Origin of the sequence: Nocardia sp. NPDC051832 (assembly GCF_040681285.1) — a bacterium.
Classification (GTDB): domain Bacteria; phylum Actinomycetota; class Actinomycetes; order Mycobacteriales; family Mycobacteriaceae; genus Nocardia.
The window spans coordinates 970,892-993,735 of record NZ_JBFAYL010000002.1 but is presented as its reverse complement, the minus strand read 5'-3'; the positions used below and the strand labels follow the sequence as shown (position 1 = coordinate 993,735).

20 protein-coding genes are annotated in these 22,844 nt (G+C 67.9%); 6 read left to right on the top strand and 14 right to left on the bottom strand.

Going from position 1 to position 22,844, the window contains the following annotated elements:
- Positions 1-6: 6 nt before the first annotated feature.
- From AB0M14_RS14500 to AB0M14_RS14490, 3 genes are all read right to left on the bottom strand, one after another.
- Entirely contained in the window at positions 7-918 is a 912-nt protein-coding gene (locus AB0M14_RS14500; RefSeq protein ID WP_364994023.1) for a hypothetical protein, read from the bottom strand.
- A gap of 58 nt (positions 919-976) precedes the next feature.
- On the bottom strand, positions 977-2,569 hold the full coding sequence (locus tag AB0M14_RS14495) for a cutinase family protein (RefSeq protein ID WP_364994021.1): 1,593 nt from the start codon (positions 2,567-2,569) through the stop codon (positions 977-979).
- A gap of 359 nt (positions 2,570-2,928) precedes the next feature.
- Positions 2,929-5,334, bottom strand: a complete 2,406-nt coding sequence (locus tag AB0M14_RS14490) for a RelA/SpoT family protein (protein ID WP_364994019.1) — start codon at positions 5,332-5,334, stop codon at positions 2,929-2,931.
- A 233-nt stretch (positions 5,335-5,567) separates the two neighbouring features.
- Between AB0M14_RS14490 and AB0M14_RS14485 the strand changes: the two genes are divergently transcribed.
- Both AB0M14_RS14485 and AB0M14_RS14480 read left to right on the top strand, forming a co-directional pair.
- Positions 5,568-6,302: a metallophosphoesterase gene (locus tag AB0M14_RS14485; RefSeq protein ID WP_364994016.1), complete on the top strand. Its 735-nt coding sequence runs from the start codon at positions 5,568-5,570 to the stop codon at positions 6,300-6,302.
- Between the two features lie 82 nt (positions 6,303-6,384).
- Positions 6,385-6,714, top strand: a complete 330-nt coding sequence (locus tag AB0M14_RS14480) for a YnfA family protein (RefSeq protein WP_364995785.1) — start codon at positions 6,385-6,387, stop codon at positions 6,712-6,714.
- A 5-nt stretch (positions 6,715-6,719) separates the two neighbouring features.
- Here the strand turns inward: AB0M14_RS14480 and AB0M14_RS14475 are convergent, their stop codons facing one another.
- Entirely contained in the window at positions 6,720-7,343 is a 624-nt protein-coding gene (locus AB0M14_RS14475; protein ID WP_364994013.1) for an NUDIX hydrolase, read from the bottom strand.
- Positions 7,344-7,465: 122 nt separating this feature from the next.
- Between AB0M14_RS14475 and AB0M14_RS14470 the strand changes: the two genes are divergently transcribed.
- Positions 7,466-8,743 (top strand): family 1 glycosylhydrolase, encoded by a 1,278-nt coding sequence (locus tag AB0M14_RS14470; RefSeq protein ID WP_364994011.1) that lies wholly within the window; start codon positions 7,466-7,468, stop codon positions 8,741-8,743.
- An 18-nt stretch (positions 8,744-8,761) separates the two neighbouring features.
- On the opposite strand, the gene AB0M14_RS14465 is transcribed toward AB0M14_RS14470, so the two are convergent.
- Both AB0M14_RS14465 and AB0M14_RS14460 read right to left on the bottom strand, forming a co-directional pair.
- Positions 8,762-10,051 carry an adenylosuccinate synthetase gene (locus AB0M14_RS14465; RefSeq protein ID WP_364994009.1) on the bottom strand — a complete coding sequence of 430 codons (1,290 nt, stop codon included), beginning with the start codon at positions 10,049-10,051 and terminating at the stop codon, positions 8,762-8,764.
- 61 nt (positions 10,052-10,112) lie between these two features.
- A complete protein-coding gene (locus AB0M14_RS14460) occupies positions 10,113-11,054 on the bottom strand; it encodes a hypothetical protein (protein WP_364994006.1) in 942 nt (313 codons plus the stop codon).
- A 74-nt stretch (positions 11,055-11,128) separates the two neighbouring features.
- Here AB0M14_RS14460 and AB0M14_RS14455 point away from each other — a divergent pair, with 74 nt between their 5' ends.
- A complete protein-coding gene (locus AB0M14_RS14455; RefSeq protein WP_364994004.1) occupies positions 11,129-11,482 on the top strand; it encodes an MmcQ/YjbR family DNA-binding protein in 354 nt (117 codons plus the stop codon).
- A gap of 8 nt (positions 11,483-11,490) precedes the next feature.
- Here AB0M14_RS14455 and AB0M14_RS14450 read toward each other — a convergent pair whose 3' ends face one another.
- From AB0M14_RS14450 to AB0M14_RS14415, 8 genes are all read right to left on the bottom strand, one after another.
- Complete coding sequence (locus tag AB0M14_RS14450) at positions 11,491-12,333, bottom strand: hypothetical protein (RefSeq protein ID WP_364994001.1); 843 nt, start codon at positions 12,331-12,333, stop codon at positions 11,491-11,493.
- Positions 12,330-13,919, bottom strand: a complete 1,590-nt coding sequence (locus tag AB0M14_RS14445) for an ATP-binding cassette domain-containing protein (RefSeq protein WP_364993997.1) — start codon at positions 13,917-13,919, stop codon at positions 12,330-12,332. The genes AB0M14_RS14450 and AB0M14_RS14445 overlap by 4 nt, the downstream gene beginning before the upstream one ends.
- Positions 13,920-14,092: 173 nt before the next feature.
- Positions 14,093-14,665: an adenine phosphoribosyltransferase gene (locus tag AB0M14_RS14440; RefSeq protein WP_364993994.1), complete on the bottom strand. Its 573-nt coding sequence runs from the start codon at positions 14,663-14,665 to the stop codon at positions 14,093-14,095.
- Between the two features lie 26 nt (positions 14,666-14,691).
- Complete coding sequence (locus AB0M14_RS14435; RefSeq protein ID WP_364993992.1) at positions 14,692-16,398, bottom strand: ABC transporter substrate-binding protein; 1,707 nt, start codon at positions 16,396-16,398, stop codon at positions 14,692-14,694.
- A 22-nt stretch (positions 16,399-16,420) separates the two neighbouring features.
- Positions 16,421-17,641 carry a protein translocase subunit SecF gene (gene secF / locus AB0M14_RS14430; RefSeq protein WP_364993988.1) on the bottom strand — a complete coding sequence of 407 codons (1,221 nt, stop codon included), beginning with the start codon at positions 17,639-17,641 and terminating at the stop codon, positions 16,421-16,423.
- On the bottom strand, positions 17,638-19,362 hold the full coding sequence (gene secD / locus AB0M14_RS14425) for a protein translocase subunit SecD (RefSeq protein WP_364993986.1): 1,725 nt from the start codon (positions 19,360-19,362) through the stop codon (positions 17,638-17,640). Before secD ends, secF begins: the two co-directional genes overlap by 4 nt.
- Before the next feature lie 103 nt (positions 19,363-19,465).
- The gene (yajC, locus tag AB0M14_RS14420) at positions 19,466-19,825 is read right to left on the bottom strand and encodes a preprotein translocase subunit YajC (RefSeq protein ID WP_364993983.1); all 360 of its coding nucleotides are present in this window, start codon (positions 19,823-19,825) and stop codon (positions 19,466-19,468) included.
- A 146-nt stretch (positions 19,826-19,971) separates the two neighbouring features.
- Positions 19,972-21,477 (bottom strand): NAD(P)/FAD-dependent oxidoreductase, encoded by a 1,506-nt coding sequence (locus AB0M14_RS14415; protein ID WP_364993981.1) that lies wholly within the window; start codon positions 21,475-21,477, stop codon positions 19,972-19,974.
- An 82-nt stretch (positions 21,478-21,559) separates the two neighbouring features.
- Between AB0M14_RS14415 and AB0M14_RS14410 the strand changes: the two genes are divergently transcribed.
- On the top strand, positions 21,560-22,210 hold the full coding sequence (locus tag AB0M14_RS14410) for a TetR/AcrR family transcriptional regulator (RefSeq protein ID WP_364993977.1): 651 nt from the start codon (positions 21,560-21,562) through the stop codon (positions 22,208-22,210).
- 67 nt (positions 22,211-22,277) lie between these two features.
- A complete protein-coding gene (locus tag AB0M14_RS14405; protein WP_364995782.1) occupies positions 22,278-22,844 on the top strand; it encodes a DivIVA domain-containing protein in 567 nt (188 codons plus the stop codon).

Below are 22,844 nucleotides of genomic sequence, written 5' to 3'. Positions count from 1 at the left end.
TCTCCTTCATCCGGCCGCGATGCCCGTGATCAGGGTGCGGCCGCCGACCACCGCGGTGGTGACCGTCTGCTTGTTGTACGTGGCCGGTGCGCCGCCCGGCCGCTGCTCGGTGATCTCCACCGAATACCTGTTGTCGCCCAGCGTCACGACGCGCACGCAGTGCGTGGTGCCGGCCGGGATCGTCTCGATGCCGTTCTGGATCACCTCGGCGGGGGACACGGACGCGCCCGGGGCGACCACCTGCACCGCGCGTTCGGCGTCGCGTTCCACGTAGTAGGCGTACTGGAAGGACAGGATCGCGTCCGGCCCGGAGCCGGTGCCGCCGGGTTCGGAGCTGCGCACGACGAGATCGGTGCGCTCGACCGGGCAGGTGGCGGCCGGATCGGATTGCGCGCTGCCCGCGGTGAATTGCAGGGACTCGCGCGGCGCGCCGGCACTGTTGTTGCCGCCCGCGGACTTCAGCAACCACACCGCGCCCACGCCCGCGAGCGCCAGCAGCAGCACCGCGACCACGAGCACGGCCAGCACCTGGCCGCGGCCGCGCCGCTTGCGCGCGCGGACCGGAGCGGGCTCCTCGTCCTCGTCCACGTCGTAGTCGTCATCGGGCCAGGGGAAGCGGACCAGATCGGCGTCGCGGTCGTAGTCCTCGGCCGCGCTCGGCGCGTCACCGCCGACCCAATCCGACCAGCCGCCGGTGAATTCGCTGCGGCGCGAGGCCAGATCCGTGGGGACCTCGGCGCGGGCGCGCGCCACCTCGGGGTCGTCGGGGTCGGGTTCGCGGATGTAGTGCGGGTACTGGGCCGGGCCGTCGTCGTCGGCGCGGAACTCGTCCTCGCGCACCGACGCGGGCGCTTGCGTGCCGGTCTCCGGTTCCAGGGCGGGGAACCACCGTGACAGTTCTTTGTACGACTTCAACATTCCCCCCTTCCCGCGGCGCCGGGCAACTGGTGTCGCATCGGTTCGGACCTCTCGGCAATCAGTTCGTCAAGGACGGGTTACCAACTCTGGGGGTGCCGGGTACCGCGGTGGACGTAACCGACGCGCCGCTGGATGGGGCGCGATTGGCTCCGTTCCCAAACGGAAATTCTCCCGCACTCGATGGGTTCGGCGTAGTCGACGCGCCGGTAGCGGGTACCGATAATCGGGGCTTCGGCGTGGTACTCACCGGCTGCGGCGCGGCGCCGCTGCCCAGCTTTTCGTCCAGATCACGGGCCAGCGCGGCGAACCAGTCGGCCACGAAGCGGACCGGCGCGTCGCCGCTGGCGGTGACCGCCGCGGAGTCGTAGGCGCCGTGCCGCTGAACCGTCTCCCAATATTTCACCCAGGTGGTGACATTGAGCAGTTCGCTGTTGTCGGTGATGTTCTGGACGACCGCGGTGAAGGCCTGGTTGACCAGCCGCGAGATGGTGGTCGGCGGAATCAGTTCCGGAATCGCGCCGAGCAGTTTGACCCCGAGCAGGGCCAGCCCGGCGACCGGGTTGGCCAGGCCGGCGGTGGCGAGTTCGGCGATGGTAGCCGGATTGATGACCGCCTTCACCACGGTGACGACCGCGTTGAGCCCGATCATGCCGACCTTCAGCAGGGCCTGGAAGGCGCCGTTGATGTCGATCGGGGTGCGCGGGTCGGAGGCGTCGGCGAGGCGCTCGGAGATCGACTTCTTCGGCGAGATGGACAGATTCGACAGCGAGCTGCCGGAGATGTCCTCGTTGACCACCTTGGTGACGGTCTTGATCGAGGTGTAGGCCAGCGCCTGCGCGACCGAGACCAGCGAGGCGATCGGGTCGCCGCCGCTGACCTGGGCCTGGCCCGCGATATTGGCCACGGCCCGCAGGATCGGCGCGCCCTCGGGGGCATCGCACGAAAGATCGCCCGCCGTGCAGAAACTCGCGACGCGGCCGGTGAGGGCCGCGAAATTCTTCGCGGTGTCCCGTTCCGGGGCGATACCGCCGCCGGACGCCGGGGTCTGGTTCAGGGCGGCGATCGTGGCGACTTCGGCGCCGTCGGTGCCGGGGGCGGCGTCCGGGTTGGTCTTGCCCGGCGAGCCCGGGAACAGCGGGGCGCCGGAGTTGCGGGTGGGATCGCCGAAAAGCGCTACGGCAGCGATCTTGTCGGGCGGGACGACGCCCTTGCTCTGCCCGACCTCCTGGGCGAACAACGAGGCCACGTGCGCGCCCTGGGAGTACCCGACGACCGCCAGCCTGGTGTCGGGGCAGCGCTCGGCCACCGCCTGCGCCATCGACCGGAGCCTGGTCAGACCCTCGGACACCGATTGCGCGTAGGGCGTGGTGCCGCCGTTGGTGAAGCCGCCGAAGCTGGATTCGTAAGGGACATAGGCGCGATCGACCAGTCCGGCGTCGGGGGCTTTGGCCAGCATCGGGCGGAAAACCGTGGACAGCATGCCGGTGTCGGTGCTCGGCGCGGCATCCGGGGAGGACTGCCCCGTGCCCTGAATTCCCAACGCGTACAAGGCCGGACAGCTATCTATCGACAGGCTGGTCGAGGGGGCGGGCTGGGCGGCAACCGGACCGGTAATCGCGAATGCCACAGCAACGGTGAGTGCACTGAGCACCCCCGCGATTCTTGCCGGGTAATTGGCCATAGCGATTCGCAATCAATCCGTATTGCCACAGGTGAATCTTGACGCCCTCAAACGCATTCGACGGTAACAGATTCCGGCTATCACTGCCGCCATCGCGGAAAGTTTCCACCCATATGGAAGAGATGCTGAACACAGGACGGCGCGGCGCCGGAATGTATTCGACGGATTTCCGATCTCGCGATCGGTGCCGCAACCCTCCGGCGAAGTGTGCGCGGGCCTGGAATCCGGTGTGCTGCCGGACAACTGACGTCGCCATGGTTCGCTTGTGAGTGGAAATCTACCCACAACGCAACGAATTCACGCACCCGACACGCGGTCGTTACCCAGGGTTACGTTGCGGAGGTCACCCGGTAGACGTCGTAGACGCCTTCCACATTGCGCACCACATTGAGCAAGTGCCCCAAATGTTTCGGATCGCCCATCTCGAAGGTGAACTTGCTGATCGCGACCCGGTCGCCGTGCGTGGCGACCGAGGCGGACAGGATGTTGACCTTCTCGTCGGCCAGCACCTTGGTCACATCCGAGAGCAGGCGAGTGCGATCGAGGGCCTCGATCTGGATGGCCACCAGGAACACCGAGGATGGCGAGGGCGCCCACTCCACGTCGATGATGCGCTCGGACTGCTCGCGCAGCGATCCCGCGTTGGTGCAGTCGGTGCGGTGCACGCTGACCGCGCCGCCGCGGGTCACGAAGCCCATGATCTCGTCGCCCGGCACCGGGGTGCAGCACTTGGCCAGCTTGGCCACGGTGCCCGTAGCGCCCGGGACGAGCACGCCCGCGTCGCCGGTGACGCGCTGCCGGCTCGGGGTGGTCGAGGGTGTGGAACGTTCGGCGAGTTCGTTCTCCACGTCGCCGATGCCGCCGAGCTGGGCCATCAGCCGCTGCACCACGTGGTGCGCGGAGACCTGATGCTCGCCGACCGCGGTGTAGAGGGTGGAGATGTCGGTGTAGTGCAGTTCGTGCGCGACCGCGGTCATCGCGTCCACACTCATCAAGCGCTGCAACGGAAGTCCGACGCGGCGGACCTCCTTGGAGATCTGCTCCTTGCCCGATTCCAGCGCCTCTTCACGGCGTTCCTTGGCGAACCACTGCCGGATCTTGGCCTTGGCGCGCGGGGAGACGACGAAGTTCTGCCAGTCCCGGCTCGGTCCGGCGTTCTGCGCCTTGGAGGTGAAAACCTCGACCACTTCGCCGTTTTCGAGCTGGCGCTCCAGCGCGACCAGCCGCCCGTTCACCCGCGCGCCGATGCAGCGGTGCCCCACCTCGGTGTGCACGGCGTAGGCGAAGTCGACCGGAGTCGACTTCTGCGGCAGCGTGATCACATCACCCTTCGGGGTGAAGACGAAGATCTCCGGCGACTTCAGGTCGAAGCGCAGCGACTCCAGGAACTCGGCCGGGTCGGCGGCCTCGCGCTGCCAGTCCAGCAGCTGGCGCATCCAGGCCATGTCGTCGACTTCGGTCGAGTCGTTGGAGTGCTTGCCGCGGGTCTCCTTGTAGCGCCAGTGCGCGGCGATGCCGAATTCCGCGGTGCGGTGCATGTCCTGGGTGCGGATCTGCACTTCCAGCGGCTTGCCGTCGGGGCCGACGACGGTGGTGTGCAGCGACTGATAGACGCCGTAGCGGGGCTGGGCGATGTAGTCCTTGAACCGGCCCGCCATCGGCTGCCACAGCGAATGCACCACGCCGACCGCGGCGTAGCAGTCGCGCACCTCGTCGCAGAGGATGCGGATACCGACCAGATCATGGATGTCGTCGAAGTCTTTACCCTTGACGATCATCTTCTGGTAGATCGACCAGTAGTGCTTGGGGCGGCCCTCGACGATCGCGGTGATCCGGGATGCCGCAAGGGTATTCACGATCTCGGCGCGCACCTTCGCGAGATAGGTGTCGCGGGACGGCGCTCTGTCGGCGACCAGGCGCACGATCTCGTCGTACTTCTTCGGGTGCAGGATCGCGAACGCGAGGTCCTCGAGCTCCCACTTGACCGTGGCCATCCCGAGTCTATGCGCCAGCGGCGCAATGACTTCCAGGGTTTCCTTGGCCTTCTTCGCCTGCTTCTCCGGCGGCAGGAAGCGCATGGTGCGCATGTTGTGCAGGCGGTCGGCGACCTTGATGACCAGTACGCGCGGGTCGCGGGCCATCGCGATGATCATCTTGCGGATGGTCTCGGCCTCGGCGGCGGCGCCCAGGTTGACCTTGTCCAGCTTGGTGACGCCGTCGACCAGGTGCGCGACCTCTTGACCGAACTCGCTGGTCAGCTGCTCCAGCGAGTAGCCGGTGTCCTCCACGGTGTCGTGCAGCAGCGCCGCGACCAGCGTGGTGGTGTCCATACCGAGCTCGGCCAGAATATTGGCCACCGCGAGCGGGTGCGTGATGTACGGATCGCCCGATTTGCGGAACTGATGGGCGTGCCGCTCGTCGGCGACGTCGAAGGCGCGCTGCAACAGCGTCAGGTTCGCCTTCGGATACAGCTCGCGGTGCACCGAGGCCAGCGGCTCCAGCACCGGCTTGACCGCGGCGATGCCCCGCTGACCGGTCATCCGGCGGGCCAGGCGGGCGCGGACGCGGCGAGACGCCGAGGTGGGCACGGCCGCGGCGGCGCCCGGCTCGCGGACGGGCGGCTTCGCGGCGCTCGGTTTGGCGGCGCCGGGCATGTCGGCCGGGGTGGGGGCACCGTTCGACTCCGGGGACGATGCCGATTGCCCGACATTCGCCTCGCCCAAGTGTTGAGCCATGCCACCGCCTCTCCGCGCCTCGATCGCAACACCCTATCCGGATTCTGCGGGGGACACCCCCCACACCCCCGGATGCTGCGTCGCAAGCGACTAGGCCCTCCGGGCCGGCGCTGCAACCGCCCAGATCACCACTTTAGTCTCGGCGCAGGACCAACGACCGATAGGTGAATCCCGGGTTGGTATCAGGAGCGAATTATGTTGACACCTTTCGGCGGTTATGGCTGGCTGGGGCCGTGACCGTACGTGTTGCCGCCATCGCCGATCTGCATATGCGACCGATCGTCGCCGGGAAATTCCGGCCTGCGTTTCTCCAGCTCGCCGAGCACGCCGACGTGCTGCTACTGGCGGGCGACCTCACCGAGGGCGGGCGGATGGTGGAGGCGGAGCTGCTGTGCGCCGAACTGGACCGGGTCCCGATCCCGATGGTCGGGGTGCTCGGTAACCACGACCACGATCGCAAACAGGGCTATCGGATCGCGGCGATGCTCACCGCGCACGGCGTCCGGATGCTCGAAGGCGACACCGTGACGCTGGAGCTGGCCGGCGTCCGCGTCGGCATCGCGGGGGTCATGGGCGGCAGCGGCGGCTATCCCGGACTCCCCGGCGACCCGGACAACGCCAACCCCGAACACCGGGAGCGGATGCTCCGCGGGCCGATCGACGCGGACATCCTGCGCCAATCGCTCGACACCCTCGACACCGACATCCGGATCGCCCTGATGCACTTCTCCCCCGTCGTCGAGACCCTTCTCGGCGAGCCGATCCGCATCTATCCCGGCCTCGGCTGCCACGAACTCGCCACCGCCATCGACCACGGCCGCGCCGACCTCGCCCTGCACGGCCACGCACACGCCGGCACCGAATCCGGGCAGACACCCGGGGGTGTCCCCGTCCGCAACGTCTCCTACCCGGTCCTGCGCCGCCCGTACGCCGTCTACACCGTCGAACCAACCGCGGCTGTCGCCTGATCGAGAAAGCTGTGTGGGGGGCGGCGGTGTGGGATATGGCGCGGGCCGGTGATCGGGTGCGGGGTTGTAGGTTCGGGCGGTGATGATCGCCCGTTCGTTGCTGTTGTTCGCGTTGGCCGCACTCGCCGAGATCGGTGGCGCGTGGCTGGTGTGGCAGGGGTTGCGGGAACAGCGGGGGGTCTTGTGGATCGCCGGGGGCGTTGTGGCGCTCGGGGCCTATGGGTTTGTCGCGACCTTTCAGCCTGATCCGAACTTCGGGCGCATTCTCGCGGCGTACGGCGGTGTCTTCGTGGCAGGTTCACTCGCCTGGGGCATCGTGGTCGACAAGTTCCGCCCGGACCGCTGGGACTATCTGGGCGCGTCGATCTGCCTGGTCGGGGTCGCGATCATTATGTACGCGCCCCGCCGCTGAGCGGGTCAGTCCGGAGCGAAGGCCCAGACGGCGGCCGGGCGGCCGGTGGGTTTGGTGCGGCGGCGTTCGGTGGTGCGGGTGAGGCCGGGGATGGCGGCCAGGGTGCGGTTGAGGTTCGCGGGGTCGGGGCGGACGCCGAGGAGGGTGGTGGCGAGGTCGACGGCGCGGGTGGCGGGGAATTCGGCGCCGGTGAGGGCGCGGGTGAAGGCCGGGTCTTTCCACAGCAGGCGGGTGAGGTGGGTGCGGGCGACTTCGACGATGGCGTTGTGGTCGAAGGCGAGCGGGGGCAGGTCGTCGAACGGAGCCCACTGCGCCGGGCCCTCGTGCACGCCGGCGACCGCCCACATGGCGATGGAGAGGGTCGGGCCGCGGGGGTCGCGGTTGGGTTCGTCGAAGGTGACCAGCTGGCCGACGGCGCCGATCGCCGCCTCCGGCACGCCTAGCTTGGTGTGCACGGCGCGTCTGGCCGCTACGGCGAGGCGTTCGCCGCGGCCGAGCAGCACGCCGGGGAGGGCGAGTTCGCCGGTGAACGGCTCGTGTTCACGCGGCGCGATGCCGAGGGTGACTCCGCTGTCGGTATCCCAGAAGCGGAGTGTCACCACATCGACCGAAACCACCGATTGCTCCACGGCGCACCATCCTGCCGGACGCCACCGGGCCGGAACCGCCGGGGCGGGCGGTGTGCGCGGGCGAGTACCGGCACTGACCCGCGTCTGGCCGGCTGGCGAATAGTCCGCTACTTTCGCGGGGGATGCGCACTCGGACTCGGCGCGCCGCTGCTGCCCTCGCGGCCACGATGGTCGCGCTGCTGGTGCCCGCCGCGGCGCCGGCGGCGGGGGTGCGCACGCTAGGGCCCGGATTCCTGTGGGGCGTCTCGGTGTCGGGCTTCCAATCCGAGGGCGAAGCGCCGGACAGCAACTGGCTGCGCTACATCCAGCAGAACCCCGAATTCGACGAGTACGGCGACGCCGTCGACTTCTATCACCGCTATGCCGCCGACATCGATCTCGCCGCCGGGCTCGGGGTTCAGGTGTTCCGGATCGGAATCGAGTGGGCGCGCCTGCAACCGGACGGTCGCGACGAGTGGGACGCCGCGGCGTTCAGCTATTACGACAAGGTCATCGACAAGATCATTCAGGCGGGTATGCGCCCGATGCTCACCCTCGACCACTGGGTGTACCCGGGCTGGGCCTACGACCGCGGCGGCTGGGATCACCCGGACATGGTGCGCGACTGGCTGGCCAACATGCGCAAGGTGGTCGACCGCTACGTGGACCGAAATCCGTTGTGGGTCACCATCAATGAGCCTGTCGCCTACATCAGCCATGAGGTGAACCTGCGCGACGCCGACCGCCGGGTCATGGAGAAGCGCGTCGCCGCCGCCCACAACGCCATCTACGAGCACATCCACGCCCGCCGCCCCGACGCCATGGTGACCAGCAACGTCGGTTACGTCGCGGGCAACGACCTCCAGATCAACGGCTCCCTGCTCGCCGACATCGGCCCCCGCCTCGACTACATCGGCTTCGACTACTACTACGCTTTCGAGCCCCCGAAACGCGACCCGTCCGACCTCTGGGAACTCCCCGTCCGCACCGAAGGCATCTACTTCGCCCTCCGCCGCTACGCGCGCCTCTTCCCCGGCAAGCCGCTGTTCGTGGTCGAGAACGGCATCACCACTGAGAACGACAGCCCCCGCCGCGAGGGCTACACCCGCAGCGACCACCTTCGCGACACCGTCTACTGGCTCCAGCGCGCCGCCGACGACGGCATGAACATCATCGGCTACAACTACTGGAGCCTCACCGACAACTACGAATGGGGCAGCTACACACCGCGATTCGGCCTCTACTCCGTCGACGCCCGCAACGGCGACCTCACCCGCGTCCCCACCCCGGCCGCCGCGACCTACGCCACCATCGTCAACGAGGGCGGCGTCCCCTTCCACTACCGACCGACCCGCCCGCCCGCCGATTGCACCCTCGTCGACCCACCCACCAGCTGCGCCGACCCCGTCGATCTCCCCTGATCGCTCCACCAAGCCCGTCTACGCCGCCGCGCGGGTCGCCGGTAGCGGTGTGCGGTCGGTGCGGTCCGGGCCGTTGGAAGTCAGGACGATCGGGATCCCGAGCTGCGCTGACAGCCAGCCGATTCGATCGGGTGGCAGCTCGGCGAGGAGGGGCTCGGCGGTTGCGAGCAAGTCGGTTAGGTGCTGCTGATGGGGCAGGTCACGCCATGTACCGAGTGGAAGGTCGTGCAGGTTTCCTTCTGCGGTGCGGTATCCGGTTGCTGCATAACGTGATTGGGTGTCCAGGTGGGTGAGGGCGAGGCCGTCGATACCGGCACGGGTCGCGATCGGGCGGTGGCTGGTGGGTCCGGCGCAGGCGGCGATGGCGTAGCGCAGCAGGGGGAGGTCGAGGTGGCCGCGACGGAAGGAGCCCTGGTAGGGGCCGAAGGTGTTGTGCGGCTCCGGGATGTCGAGGGTCGGGTCTTCGGTGGGGAAAGGCCCTGCCCCGTGGCGGGTCATGTAGGTGCGGGTGACGCCCAGGGTGTAGGCGGTGGCGCCGATGGCGGCGAGCATGGCGCGAGCGTTGCGGGGCTCCACCGTGGACCAGGTGGTGTGGGGGTGGAATCCACGCCATTCGTCGAGCAGAACTCCTTGTGCGCCTTCGAAGATCAGTCGGCCGCGGCGGGCCAGTCGTGACAGTTCGGCACTGTCCACGATGCTGACAGCGGCGGCGAATTCCCGGTACATCTCGACGAGGTCGGCGATCGGCTCGTAGCGGTGGGCGCTCGGCGCGATCAGCGGACCGTAGTGCGCCGCAAGCAGATCGAGCTTCTGGCGGAGCACTTTCGGGCGTAGACAGTCGGCAACCGTCGGCGCGTCGTATTCCAGTGCATACGAGGCCGTTTCGCCGATTCCCCGGCCACAGGAACCGTGCCGCGAGGAACCCCTCGCGTCCTCGCGGGCACGGTTCGCCGCAATATGGATCGGTGTGGTGAGCAATGCCCGGCCGTCGATCCGCAACAGCGACAACGGATCCGAGACTCCGAGCGCCGCCAACTGCCGCGCCTCCCCCGCCAGCGCGATCGGCTCGACCAGCATGTGCTGCGACAGCAATGTCGGGACGTCCGAGAACGTCCCGGCCCCGAACTGCGCGAAGGTGTGGTGCCGTCCACCGGCGATCACGTTGTGCGCGGCCTGCGCACCCCCGTTGAACCGCACCACAGCCGACACCCCGAGGTCCGCTTCCGCCGAGCACAACCAATCAACAGTCGCACCCTTCCCTGCGTCCCCGAACCCGAGATCCACCACAATGATGTGCTGCCCGTCCACCTTCCACTCCCTTCAGTGCTCGCCGATCCCTGCGGCCGGCGCCGCACACTCCATTCGGCCGTCAGTGCGAGCCGGGCGGCAGCGCGCGGGGGGCCTTGGGGCTCAGCGCGTTTCCGACGGCCGCGGCTTCGGCGGCGGAGCCGAGGTCGGCCAGGTCGGCCAGGCCGGTGTCGAGGTCGACGCGGTCCTCCTCGAGGCCGATGGTGAGGGCGATGAGTTCGCAGACCGCGGCGGGGTCGTCGAGTTTCAGGAAGTTCTGGCCGAGCAGTTCGCGCCAGTGCTCGGCGATTTCCGGGTCGTTGTAGTAGCTCGACTGGTTCGGCAGGATGTAGTACACGTGCCAGCGTTCGGCGAGCTGCCGGTAGATCGATTCGACCGAGACATCCTTGCGCACATGGTCGCCGATGACCGAGCGAATGTGCCGGGATGCCAGCTTGTTCTTGTTCAGTTCGTCGCCGATGAGGAAGAGGTAGCCGCGCTTGCGGCGCTTGTCCCAGGCGTCGGTGGCGATGTGGGTGGCCATGAAATAGGCGGCCAGTTCGTAGCTTTCGGATTTCTGGCCGCCCCCGCCGCCCTCGAGCAGGATGTTGCGGAGCTGCTCGTCCATCCGGTTGTCGGACTCGAATTGGCCGACCTGCAACGGAACTCGGTCGCAGTCGGCGTCGCCGATCGCGCCGAACAGGAGCTGCGGATCGTCGGCGTACCCCTTGCGCTGCAACAGGCCGTGCAGCTTGCCGAGCTTGCGCTGCATGATGATCGGCACCTGCCCCATGGAGCCGGTGACGTCGAACAGCACCGCGATCGGCAGCGAGTTGCCGTGATCGGCCGAATCCCGGCATTCGCGCACGCCCACGCCGAGCGGATCGAGCGACGGGTGCGCCTGCCAGGTGTCGTAGGGCTTGTCCCGCAGCTCGGCGGTGTACCCGAAGTCGTCCAGCCCCCGGCTGGCCCGATAGGTCTTGGCCGCCCGGTAGGCGGTGTCGTCCCAATGTCCGTATCCCATGATCTGTCCTCCCGTTCGATCTGTTTTAGTCTAAGCCACCAAAACAGTCACCGTCAAGGAATTACACTGCGAGGGTGGACCCGTTGACCCAGATCCGGGCGATCTGCCTGGCACTACCGGAAAGCAGCGAGCGGCTCAGCCACGGCTGCCCCACCTTCTTCGTGCGCGGTAAAACCGTCTTCACGATGTTCACCGAAGACGCCTACGAGGAGGCCGGGCACACCATCTGGTGCCCGGCCCCCGCGGGCGCTCAGGAAGAGCTCGTCGACACCGAACCCGAACGCTTCTTCAAGCCCCCGTACGTCGGGCATCGCGGCTGGCTCGGCGTCCGCCTCGACATCGACCCGGACTGGCCCGAGATCGCCGAGATCATCCGCGACGCCTACCGACAGGTCGCTCCGAAAAAGCTGGCAGCTCAGCTGGATTGAGAGCGGTTTCAGCCGCACGACCAGTCGAAAACGTCCGACTCCAGGTCGATTCGGGCATTGCCGCACCCGAAGTTCAAGCCCGACATCTCCTCGATCTCGAGGTAGTAGGGCGTCAGGTCGTCGGGCGTGTTCTGGACCGGAAACGCGGTACCGCCCAGATGAGATCGGCCGTACAGCTCGTCGGCCCAGGCGCGGAACTCGCAGTCGTCGTCGAAGGGATCTTGGTAGTCGTCGTCACCGTCTTCGACGGGCGCGCTGCCGGTGTTGGGGTCCTCACGTTCGGCAAGCCAGACGGAGATCGTCGGTTCGACATCGTCCCAAGCGTTGCAACCGCCATCGTCGCCGTCGTGTTCACCAGCGCGGCGGGGATCGGCGGGCGGCGGGGTCGGCCCGCCGTCGAATTCGTTCGCGCGCAGCCAGATCAGCGCGAACGCGCCGCCGATGATGTCTTCCAGCAGGTTGAGTTGCGGGTGGGCTCGTGCGCCGCCCAAATCCCGGAGGAACGGATCCTCGGAATCGAGGTCGCCGGTCACCGGGCTGTCCGGATCGGCGAACTGACCCTCACCCTGGAAGAAGGCGATAGCCGGGAACTCCGGGCCGCGGCGCTGATAGTCGGCGGGTAGTCGCAGGGTCAGCGCGTGCATCATCGGCCGACCGGTGATCGGGCCACGCGGCCACATCGCCGAATCGATGGCCGGGCCGTGGCTGCCGCACCAGCCCGCGCGCACCGGATCGGTGCGCCGGAGCTCCGGAGCGGCGGTGGGCAGCGGCGCACCGCTCGGCTCCATGAGCAACTTCTCCGGATCCTCGCCGAACCCCAGGTCGTACGCCTTCATTCCCACCCCGCTCACCGGACCAAGGTCTCGACCAGGCCCTCCGGGGTGAGTTCCACCCGGCGGGTGACCCCGATGTCGTCGAGGAAGCGCGGGTCGTGGCTGACCACGATCAGCGCGCCCTCGAAACTGGACAGGGCCTGCGTGAGATGTTGCAGGCTGGGCAGGTCCAGGTTGTTGGTCGGCTCGTCCAGCAGCAGGAGCTTCGGGGCGGGGTCGGCCAGCAGGAGCATGGCCAGCGCCGCCCGCAGGCGTTCGCCGCCGGACAGCGCGCCCGCCGCCACGTCGGCGTCGGCGCCGCGGAACAGGAACCGCGCCAGCTGGGCTCGAATCTGTTGCGGCGTGGCGTGTGGCGCCGCCGCCGCGACGTTCTCGAAGACCGTCAGCTCCTCGTCGAAGAGGTCCAGGCGCTGCGGCAGCATCCGCCAGGGCACCTTCGGACCCAGATCCGCGATCTGTTGCAGCAGTGTGGTTTTACCCGCACCGTTGCGACCGGTCAGCGCGATGCGTTCCGGGCCGGACACCGTCATGGTGACCGTCGGACCGCAGGCCAGCCGCACCTCGTCCAGCTCGAAGACATCCTGGCCGGGATAGAGCCTGGTATCGGGGAGCTCGACTCGGATCTCCTTGTCGGCGCGCAGCAATTCCTCCGCCTGATCCAGGTGCTGTTTGGCGTCCTCCAGCTTCTCCATGTGGTTGTTGCGCAGTTTCCCGGCCGACACCTGGGCCTGCCGTTTGCGCTCGGCCATGATGATTTTCGGTTCCCGCTTCTGATCCCACATCTTCTGGCCGTAGCGCTTGCGGCGGTCCAGTTTGATGCGGGCCTCGACGAGTTCCTGCGCCTGCTTGCGGACATCGCTGCGGGCGTCGCGGATCGCGGCGCGGGCCGCTTCCTGCTCCGCCTCGATGATCCGCTCATACTCGGTGAAATTCCCGCCGAACAAACGGATTTCGCCCTGCCGGAGCTCGGCGATGGTGGTCATCCGATCCAGCAGTTCGCGGTCGTGACTGACCGTGAGCACCGTGCCGGAGAACTGCCCGATCACCTCGTACAGGCGTTCCCGCGCAACGTTGTCCAGGTTGTTGGTCGGTTCGTCGAGCAGCAGCACCTCGGGTTCGGTGAGCAGTTGCGCGACCAGCCCGAGCAGTACCGTCTCACCGCCGGACAGGGTGTCCAGGGTGCGATCCAGCTGAGCGGCCGAATCGGCGAGGTAGTGCAGGCCGAGCCGGCCCAGCAGCGCGATCGCGCGTTCCTCGACATCCCAGGCGGCGCCGACGAGGTCGAAGTCGGCTTCGTCGCCGCTGCCGGATTCGATGCGGTGCAACGCTTTCCGGACGCCGGCGATGCCGAGTACGGCGTCGACGCGCCGCCCGGCGGCGAGACCGAGATCTTGCCGCAGGTACCCGAGATGCCCGGAGACGGTGAGGGATCCGCTCAGCGGGGCCAGTTCACCGGTGATCAACCGCAACAGCGTGGACTTGCCCGCGCCGTTGCTGCCGACCAGACCGATATGGCCGGTGCCGAGCACGGCCGAGAGCCCATCGAAGACAGGGGTGCCATCCGGCCAGGCGAAAGTGAGATCGGAAATAGACAGAAAAGACATGCGTCCTCCTGAGGTGCGACGGTATCGCGGCGCGCACTATGCGGGCCGCCCGAAAGCGCTACCTCAGAACTTCAACGGCATGACTCCGATCAACGGGAACAAGACCTGACTAGGTTACGCAGACATCCCAGGATTGCGCCAGTGAGTTCTGGGTCACAATCCCGGCGGCCGGCTCAGATCTTGACGATCGAGGTGACCGGATAGTCGCCCTGGCGCTCGCGCCCGTTCAGGAACTCCAGCTCCAAAACCACTGCGGCGGCGACGATCTCGGCGCCGGCCTGGCTGAAGAGATCGGCCGCGGCGGCCAGCGTGCCGCCGGTGGCGAGCACGTCGTCCAGCAGCAGCACCCGCTTGCCGGCCAGGTCCAGCCCGTCGGCCGGGATCTCCAGCGCCGCGGAGCCGTACTCCAGGCTGTACTCGCGGTTCAGGACCGGCGGCGGCAGCTTGCCGGCCTTGCGCACGGCGAGCACGCCGGTGCCGAGCGTGGCGGCCACACCCGCGCCGAGCAGGAACCCGCGCGCGTCGACCCCCGCCACCAGATCGGCGTCGGGGGCACAGGCGGCGAGGCAGTCGATGACCGTCCGGAAGCCTTCGGCATCGGCGAACACCGGGGTCAGATCCGCGAAACGCACTCCGGGCGTCGGGAAGTCGTCCCGCCAGCGGGTGAGGCGCTGCACCAGCTGGCCCGCCTGTGCGGTCCGCTCGGCCACTAGCTCCTCGGATTCGATCGCCGCGTGCTTGCTCATCGAGCCCTCTCCATGGTCACCTGCGCTCACCGCTTCAACACCCAGCGGTCCATATTCCATCCGGACCCCGCCTGGGTGGGGCCCGCCAGACCGTTCTGCAGACCGTCGGCGAATGCGATAGTGCGCGGAGTCGCGAACAACGGGATGCTCGGCATCTCCGCCCACAGCAGGTTCTCGCCTTCGGTGAGCAGATTCAGTTGCGCCGTCGAATTATCGTCGGCGGCAAGCTGATCGGTGATCGAATCGTAGCGGCCATTGCCGAATCGACCGAAATTGAGGCCGTTTCCGGTGCGCAACGCGCTGGTCGCCGCGATGCCGGAGAGCGCGCCGGCCGGGCCGGGAACCGCCGCGGTGCTGCCGAGGACGGCATCGACCTTGCCCTCGCCGAGCTGACTCGGCGTGAAGTCGGCCGCGCCCGCGTCGACCACGGTGATGCCCGCCGCCTTGCAGGATTCGGCGATCATGGCGACGGTCCGGCTCCGGCGCTCGTCGGGCCCGAGATACCCGATGCGGATGGTTTGCCCGGCGGCCTTTCCTGCCGCAAGCGCGCCGGTCGCGCCCGGGATGTCGGTGTTCAGGTATTTCTTGGCGGCGCCGGTGACCGCCGGGTAGAACAGCGAATCCTCCTGCACCGTCCGGGAGTTCAGCGGCCCGGACCCCAGCGCGGTGGCCGGCAGATCCTTGGCCCGGCCGACCTGGTTGTAGAGCTCCTGCCGGGGCACGCACAGCGCGAAACCACGGCGCGCGTCGACCGCGCCGAAGACTCCCCCGGTCGCCAGCACCAGCTGCTCGGCACCCCGGCCGGGCACCGTGCGCGTCGAATACCCGTCCAGGTTCACATCTTTGAGCGATTCGCCGCCGATATCGACGACGCTGACGGCCCCGTCGCCGATCTTCTTCCCGAGATCGGCGGACTTGCCGTACACCACGATGCGCCCAGTCTCCGGCTTGTTGCCCCACCACCGTTCGTTCCCGACCAGGACCAAACCGTCGGTAGGACTGAAGGATTCGATCCGATACGGACCCGAGGACGGGAACTTCGTGACGTCCAGACCACTGGACAGAGTCCATCCGGTGTTCCAGAAATCGGCCAGCCGCCCGACCGCCCCGGAATCACCGGACTGCAAGGGCGTCACCACGTTCGGCACGTTGGCCGCGCGCGCCGCGACGTGCGCCGGCATCAGCTCACCGGCGGTGAACAGATTCCGCCAGTACTGGTAATGCCGGTCCGGCCGGAACACCACCGTGGCGTCCTTGGACCCGGGCTGGCACTCCACCCGCTCGATCGCGGCGTAGCCGGCCGTGCTCGCGGCGTCGAACAGCGATCCGCCGCCGGGTTTGCTGAACCGGCCGCTGCGGGCCGCCCAGGTCAGATACAGGTCGTCGCACGAGGTCGGCACGCCGTCGGAGTACACCCCGTCCGGGTTGAGCCGGTACTGGATGGTCTGGGCCTCGCCCGGCACCTCCTTGGCGGTGCCGACATCGGTGTCGGCGACCTGCTGCCCGTCCGGCCCGGTGTAGTAGAACCCGGTCAGCACCCGGCCGAGAACAGCGGGAGAACCGCTGCTCGCGCCCAGGGTGCTGCCGCCGTTGTAGCTGGCGATCGCGACATCGACGGCGTAGCCGATGGACGGCACCTGGTTCTTACCCGAGCACCCGGCCGCCAGCGCGACGACCGAAGCGCCCACCGCGACCAGTCCGATCAACCGCGGCGTGACGCGTGATCGCTGCATATGAACGAAACCCCCTGGGGTACTAGTTCCTTCGCTTGTGCCGTTTCCCGCTCGGCCGCGCACCCGGCTCCGGGGTCTGCCCGGCGGCGCGGCGCATCTCCGCATCCGAGGGCGGCCGTCCGGTGGCCGCGACGGCCCGCTGCTCGGCCGCGGCCAGCGCCCGAGCGCTCGCGACGCCCGACCGCTTGGCCAGCACCTTCTTGGTGTGCGCGGCGACGGGACCGAAGCGCTCCTTGAGCGACACCAGCAGCGGCGTCGCGAAGAAGATCGACGAGTAGGTGCCGACCAGCAGACCCACCAGCTGCACCAGCGCCAGGTCCTTCAAGGTGCCGACGCCGAGCAGCCAGACCGCGATCACCAGCAGGCCGACGATCGGCAGGATGCCGATCAGCGCGGTGTTGATGGATCGCATCAGCGTCTGGTTGACCGCGAGGTTGGCCTGCTCGCCGTAGGTCCGCCGGTTCACGTGCAGCACGCCCCGGGTGTTCTCCTCGACCTTGTCGAAGACGATCACCGAGTCGTACAGCGAGAAGCCGAGGATGGTGAGGATGCCGATCACCGTGGCCGGCGAGACTTCCAGGCCGACCAGCGAGTAGATGCCCGCGGTGACGGCGACGTCGAAGACCATCGCGGCCAGCGCGGCGATCGCCATGTCCCGTTCGAAGCGGATCGTGATGTAGACCGCGACGATGGCCAGGAACACCGCGAGCGCGATCAACGCCTTCTTGGTGATCTGGCCGCCCCAGGTCTCGCTCACGTCCGAGACGCTGATCGCCGCCAGGCTCGCCTTGCCGCTGGAATCCTTCGGCTGGAACTCGGCGTACAGCGCCGCCTGCAACTTCTCGACCTGGCCCTGATCGAGGGCTTCGGAGCGGATCAGCATGTTGGCGGTGGAGCCCGCGCCGACCTTCTGCACCGATTCCGGATCGGTGCCGATGGCGCCGCGGTAGACCTCTTCGACCTGGCTCTGCTCGACCGAACCCGGGAACTGGATCCGGGTGCCGCCTTCGAAGTCGATGCCGAAGTTGAAGCCGCGGAACAGGATGCTGGCCAGCGAGACCAGCAGGATGGCGGCGGTGATGAGGTACCACATCCGGCGGCGGCCGATCACGTCGATCGCGCCGGTGCCGGTGTAGAGCCGGCTGAAGAAGCCGTGCTGGGACCGGGTGTCGAAGTTGGCGTCGTAGTCCACGGCGTCCTCGGCGTCCCGCTTGCGCAGCGACGGGCTGGTCTGGTTGCTCATCGAGTCCTCACACCTTCGGAGACGGTGGCGCCGGCGGCCCGGCGTTCCCTGGCCACCTCTTGGATCGCACCCAGGCCGTTCACGCCGGGCTTGGCCCAGAACTGCGAGCGCGAGGCCAGCATGACCAGCGGCATGGTCACCAGGAACACCACGACGACGTCGAGGACGGTGGTGAGTCCGAGGGTGAACGCGAAGCCCTTCACCTGACCGACCGCGAGGATGTAGAGCACCGCGGAGGCGATCAGGCTGACCGCGTTACCGGACAGGATGGTGCGGCGGGCACGGGCCCAGCCGCGCGGCACCGCGGAACGGAAGCTGCGGCCTTCGCGCATTTCGTCCTTGATGCGTTCGAAGAACACCACGAACGAGTCGGCGGTCATACCGATACCGATGATCAGACCGGCGATACCGGCCAGATCCAGGGTGAACCCGATCCAGCGGCCGAGCAGCACCATGATGCCGTATACCGCCAGGCCCGAGGCGAACAGCGAGATGGCGGTGAGGAATCCGAGCATCCGGTAGTACGCGAGGCAGTAGAGCAGCACGACCAGCAGGCCGATCGCACCGGCCAGCAGACCCGCGCGCAGCGAGGACAGACCCAGTGTCGCCGAGACGGTTTCGGCTTCGGAGGTCTGGAACGACAGCGGCAGCGAACCGTACTTCAGGGTGTTCGCGAGTTCCTTGGAGCTCGATGCGGTGAAGTTGCCGGAGATGGTGGTGCGGCCGCCCAGCTGCGGGCCCTGCTGCACGACGGGGGCGGAGACCACCCGCGAATCGAGCACGAACGCGACCCGGTTCTGCGGGGACTGCTGCTTGATGGCGTCACCGGTGATGGCGGCCCAGGCGTCACTGCCGCCGGACTTGAACTCCAGGTTCACCTCGTGCCGCGCCTGCTGGGAGTTCAGGCCCGAGGTGGCGTCCTTGATCTCCTGGCCGTCGATCTTGCTCGGGCCGAGCAGGTACACCTCGGGGTTCGGCGAGTTGGGCACCGAGCAGGTGATCAGCGGCAGCGCCGGATCGTCGTTGCCGGCCAGCGGGTCCGGCTTGGAGCAGTCCATGGCCAGCACCGCGGCCTGCTGCACCGCGGGATCGGAACTCTGCCGGGTCGCCTTCGCCTCGGCGATTTCCTTCTGTGCGATCTCCTGGGGGGTCAGGCCACCCGGATCGGCGGGCTGCGTCGGCGCCTGCGCCGGGAAGACGCGGGGCTGCGGCGCGGGTTCCGCGGGCGGAACCTCGGCGGGCGGCTGATCGGCCGGCGGCACGACCGCGGGCGCCTCGGGGGCGGGCGCCGGCTGGGTCGGCTGGGTCGCCTGCGTGGGCACCTTGCCGTCCGGGCCGACCGGGACCGCCGCCAGCACCGGGCGGATGTAGAGCTTGGCCGTGGTGGCCAGGGCACGCGCCTGCTGCCCGTCGTCACCGGGCACGGTGATGACGATGTTGTCGCCGTCGATGACGACCTCGGAACCGCCGACACCGAGACCGTTGACGCGGTTCTCGATGATCTCCTGCGCCTTCTTCAGGCTGTCCTGGCTCGGCTTGCTGCCGTCGGGAGTACGGGCGGTCAGCGTGACCCGGGTACCACCCTGCAGGTCGATGCCGAGCTTGGGCGTCGGGGCTTTGTCCCCGGTGAAGAACACCAGCGCATAGATCACGGCCAGCAGCGCGGCGTAGACGCCGAGCAGCCGGAGCGGATGTTGCGCCGATCCCTGAGAAGGTGGCACAGCAGGTATCTCCTAGGCGGAAGTCGAGTGGAACGAAAGCACAAGCGCGCACGCGCCCGGGCAGTGCTGAACGATATGGCTCCGGGCGGTGCGGCGGAAGAGGTCAGTCCTTGGTCAGCCGGGTTTCGGGCTGCTCGGGCGCATCGTCGACAACGGCCGTGGGCTCTTCGGCAGCCGGGGTCACCGCTTCCGGCTCCTCGGCCGTGGCGGTCTCCTCGGCGCGGATCTCACGGATCGCCGAGCGCATCCAGGTGGTGACGACGTCCTCGGCGATCTCCAGGTCGACGGTGTCCTCGTCGACGTCGACGACCGTGCCGTACAGACCCGACGTGGTGATGACGCCGACACCGACCTGCAGGCCGGATTGCATCTCGGCCACCTTCGCCTGGTGCTTGCGCTGGCTGCGGAACTGGAAAAACATCAGCGCGGCCAAGCCGACCGCCATGATGAGCAGAAGGTCCATCGTCGAAGTCAGTCCCTAATCTTGTGGATGAATGGGCATGTACGCCCCTAGTCTGCCAGTTCCGGTATCAACCGCCACACCGGCACGCCTCAACACGGCAGCGGGCCCCGCCGTGCGACAACGGCGGGGCCCGGACCGTACCTGGTTCAGGCAGAGGCCTTTACCGGCTCGGCGCCGAACGAATAGTCGTCCAGCGGGAAGCTGACCGCCTGCTTGTGCGTGCTCACGGTGCTGTTCGGGCGCAGCAGCGCCGCCTCGCCGTGCTGGTTGAAGTAGTAGCTGCGCGCGGTGGCGCAGTCGCCGCCGTAGAACACCGAGGCGCCGAGCTTGTCGGTGACCTGGTCCAGGAAACGATCATTGGCCTGCTGGGTCACCTCGAAGGTGTGCTCGCCGCGCCGGAACATCTCCCCGAAGAGGCGGGCGATGTGCTTCATCTGCCCCTCGATGGTGGTGAAGTAGGACAGACCGCTGTAGGAGTACGGGCTGTTCAGGCTCAGGAAGTTCGGGAACTTCGGCACCGTGATGCCCTCGTAGGCCTGGAAGCGGTTGTCGCGCCACCACTTTCCGAGGTTGACGCCCTCGCGGCCGATGATCTCGATGGCCGGGAAGTTCACGTCCCACAGATTGAAGCCGGTGGCCAGGATCAAGGTGTCGATCTCGGTCTTGTGGCCGTCGGCGGTGACGATGCCGTCGGCCTCGATGCGCTCGATCGAATTGGTCTCCAGGTGCACGTGCGGCTGGTTGAAGACCTTGAAGTAGTGGTTGGAGAAGGTGGGGCGCTTGCAGCCGAAGTCGTACTTCGGGGTCAGCTGCTTGCGCGTTTCCTTGTCGCGGACCTGTGCGAACAGGTGCGCCTTGGCCAGCACGGCTGCGCCCTTGTTCAGCAGTTTCGCCTGCTTGTAGTGCAGGACGCCGACCACCATCAGCGCTTCGAGCATGGTGGTGTTGGCCAGGCGCGCGGCCTTCTGGGTGGCGGGGACCTTCGCGAACAGCTGCTGCACCGGGGCCGGGATCTTGGCGTCGACCTTCGGCACCACCCAGATCGGGGTGCGCTGGAAGACGGTCAGCTCGGCGACCTTCTTCGCGGCCTCGGGGACCAGCTGCACGGCGGTGGCGCCGGTGCCGATAATCGCGGCCTTGCGGCCGGTCAGGTCGAAATCGTCCTCCCACGCGGTGGTGTGGATGATCTTGCCCGCAAAGGTCTCGATACCGGGGAACGGCGGGGTGTAGGGCTGGGAGAGGAAGCCCGTCGCGGTGAGAAGGTAACGGCCGGTCAATGTTTCACCGCCCTGAACGGAAACCACCCAGTGCTGGTGCTCCTCGTCCCAGCGGGCGCCGTCGACGACCGTGCCGAAGCGCATCCGGCGGCGCAGGCCGTACTTGCCGGCCACGTGCTCGGCGTAGCGCTTGAGCTCCTTGCCCGGCGCGAACAGGCGCGACCAGAACGGGTTGGGCTCGAAGGAGTAGGAGTAGGTGACCGAGGCGATGTCCACGGCCAGTCCCGGATAGTGGTTGACGTGCCAGGTGCCGCCCAGATCGGCCTCCCGCTCCAGGATCACGTAATTGCTCAGGCCGAGCCGGTCGAGCTCGATGCCCGCACCCATTCCGCCGAATCCCGCACCGACCACGATGGCATCGAATTGAGGCGCCACGTCGAACCTCCAGAAGATTTTGTGACACTTGCATCACGGAATGACACATCATTCCGTTTGTGACGACTGTATCATCGTGCAGGTGACGAAGCCAACGACCCGAGCCCCGCGAGCAGCGGCCGGCGGCGCGGTAGCGCGCCGTAAAGCCGAACTGCGCCAAGGCATCATCGACACCGCCTTCGTCTGCTTCGCCGAGAAGGGCTATCACGCCACCGGCATCGCCGATATCGCAGGTCAGCTCGGCATCGGGCACGGCACCTTCTACCGGTACTTCAGCAATAAACGCGACATCATCGACCACGTCATCGATGATCTGGCCGCGCGGATCGTGGAAACCCTGGGCACCGAGAACGCCCCGGACGCGGCAACCAGCCTGGACGAGTACCGGGCGCAGCTGGACCGGATCGGCACCGCGCTCACCCGCATCCTGATCCAGGACCGCCGGATCGCCCAGCTCCTGCTGTTCCACGCCACCGGCATCGACGACGAACTCACCGCCCGGCTCTACGGTCTGCTCGACACCGCCGACGCCCTGACCGCCGGATATCTGGAGCACGGCGTCGAACTCGGTTACCTGCGCGCCGATCTCGACACCCTCAATACCGCCAAGGCGGTCACCGGCATGCTGCTCGCCGGAATCGTGCACGGCCTGCGCGATCCGGACGAAACCTCGATCGAAGCGCTCACCGAGGCGATCCGCCGCCTGCTCATCGACGGCGTGCGCAAGGACTGAGATCGGTTGGGCGCGTTCAGCAAAGACTGAGCACCGCGTCTGGGACCCTGACACAATATTTCGAGTGATGACCCCCGAGGACGTGAGCCGGATCCATTTCGCCATGCCACCGGTCGGGCATCGCGGCTATCACGCGGACGAAGTCGACGCGTTCCTGGAGCTGGTCGCCTCGACGCTGGAAGGACGAGGCGTCCTGACCGCCGACGACGTGCGGCATGTGCACTTCGACGCGCCCCGTTTCGGCGGGCGCGGCTACCAGGCCGACCAGGTCGACGAGTTCCTGGATCGGGTGCGGATCGAGCTGGAGATCCGGCAGCGCGGGACCCGGCCGGTGCCGGCCGCCGGCAACGGTTCCGGTCCGGCCGCCTTACTCAGCCCCGATGACGTGCACCGGATGCGGTTCACGTCGGCGCCCGTCGGGCGGCGGGGCTATCACGAGGAGGAAGTCGACGCGTTCATGGATCTCGTCGCCGCGACGCTCGCGCATGGTGGGCCGGGGAGTCTGACCACCGCGGATGTCCGGGGCGTGCATTTCACCGAGGCCCGGCTCGGGACCCGCGGTTACGCACGCGACGAGGTGGACGCGTTCCTGGACTTGGTGATCACGGCGCTCGAGAAGAGCCACCACCACTGA

Excerpts from the sequence above, each read along its gene's own strand:
- AB0M14_RS14490 (WP_364994019.1), bottom strand. The coding sequence starts at position 5,334 with ATGGCTCAACACTTGGGCGAGGCGAATGTCGGGCAATCGGCATCGTCC.
- yajC (WP_364993983.1), bottom strand. The coding sequence starts at position 19,825 with ATGGACCTTCTGCTCATCATGGCGGTCGGCTTGGCCGCGCTGATGTTT.
- AB0M14_RS14445 (WP_364993997.1), bottom strand. The coding sequence starts at position 13,919 with ATGTCTTTTCTGTCTATTTCCGATCTCACTTTCGCCTGGCCGGATGGC.
- AB0M14_RS14405 (WP_364995782.1), top strand. The coding sequence starts at position 22,278 with ATGACCCCCGAGGACGTGAGCCGGATCCATTTCGCCATGCCACCGGTC.
- AB0M14_RS14500 (WP_364994023.1), bottom strand. The coding sequence starts at position 918 with ATGTTGAAGTCGTACAAAGAACTGTCACGGTGGTTCCCCGCCCTGGAA.
- AB0M14_RS14470 (WP_364994011.1), top strand. The coding sequence starts at position 7,466 with ATGCGCACTCGGACTCGGCGCGCCGCTGCTGCCCTCGCGGCCACGATG.
- AB0M14_RS14460 (WP_364994006.1), bottom strand. The coding sequence starts at position 11,054 with ATGGGATACGGACATTGGGACGACACCGCCTACCGGGCGGCCAAGACC.
- AB0M14_RS14440 (WP_364993994.1), bottom strand. The coding sequence starts at position 14,665 with ATGAGCAAGCACGCGGCGATCGAATCCGAGGAGCTAGTGGCCGAGCGG.
- secF (WP_364993988.1), bottom strand. The coding sequence starts at position 17,641 with ATGAGCAACCAGACCAGCCCGTCGCTGCGCAAGCGGGACGCCGAGGAC.
- AB0M14_RS14435 (WP_364993992.1), bottom strand. The coding sequence starts at position 16,398 with ATGCAGCGATCACGCGTCACGCCGCGGTTGATCGGACTGGTCGCGGTG.
- AB0M14_RS14480 (WP_364995785.1), top strand. The coding sequence starts at position 6,385 with ATGATCGCCCGTTCGTTGCTGTTGTTCGCGTTGGCCGCACTCGCCGAG.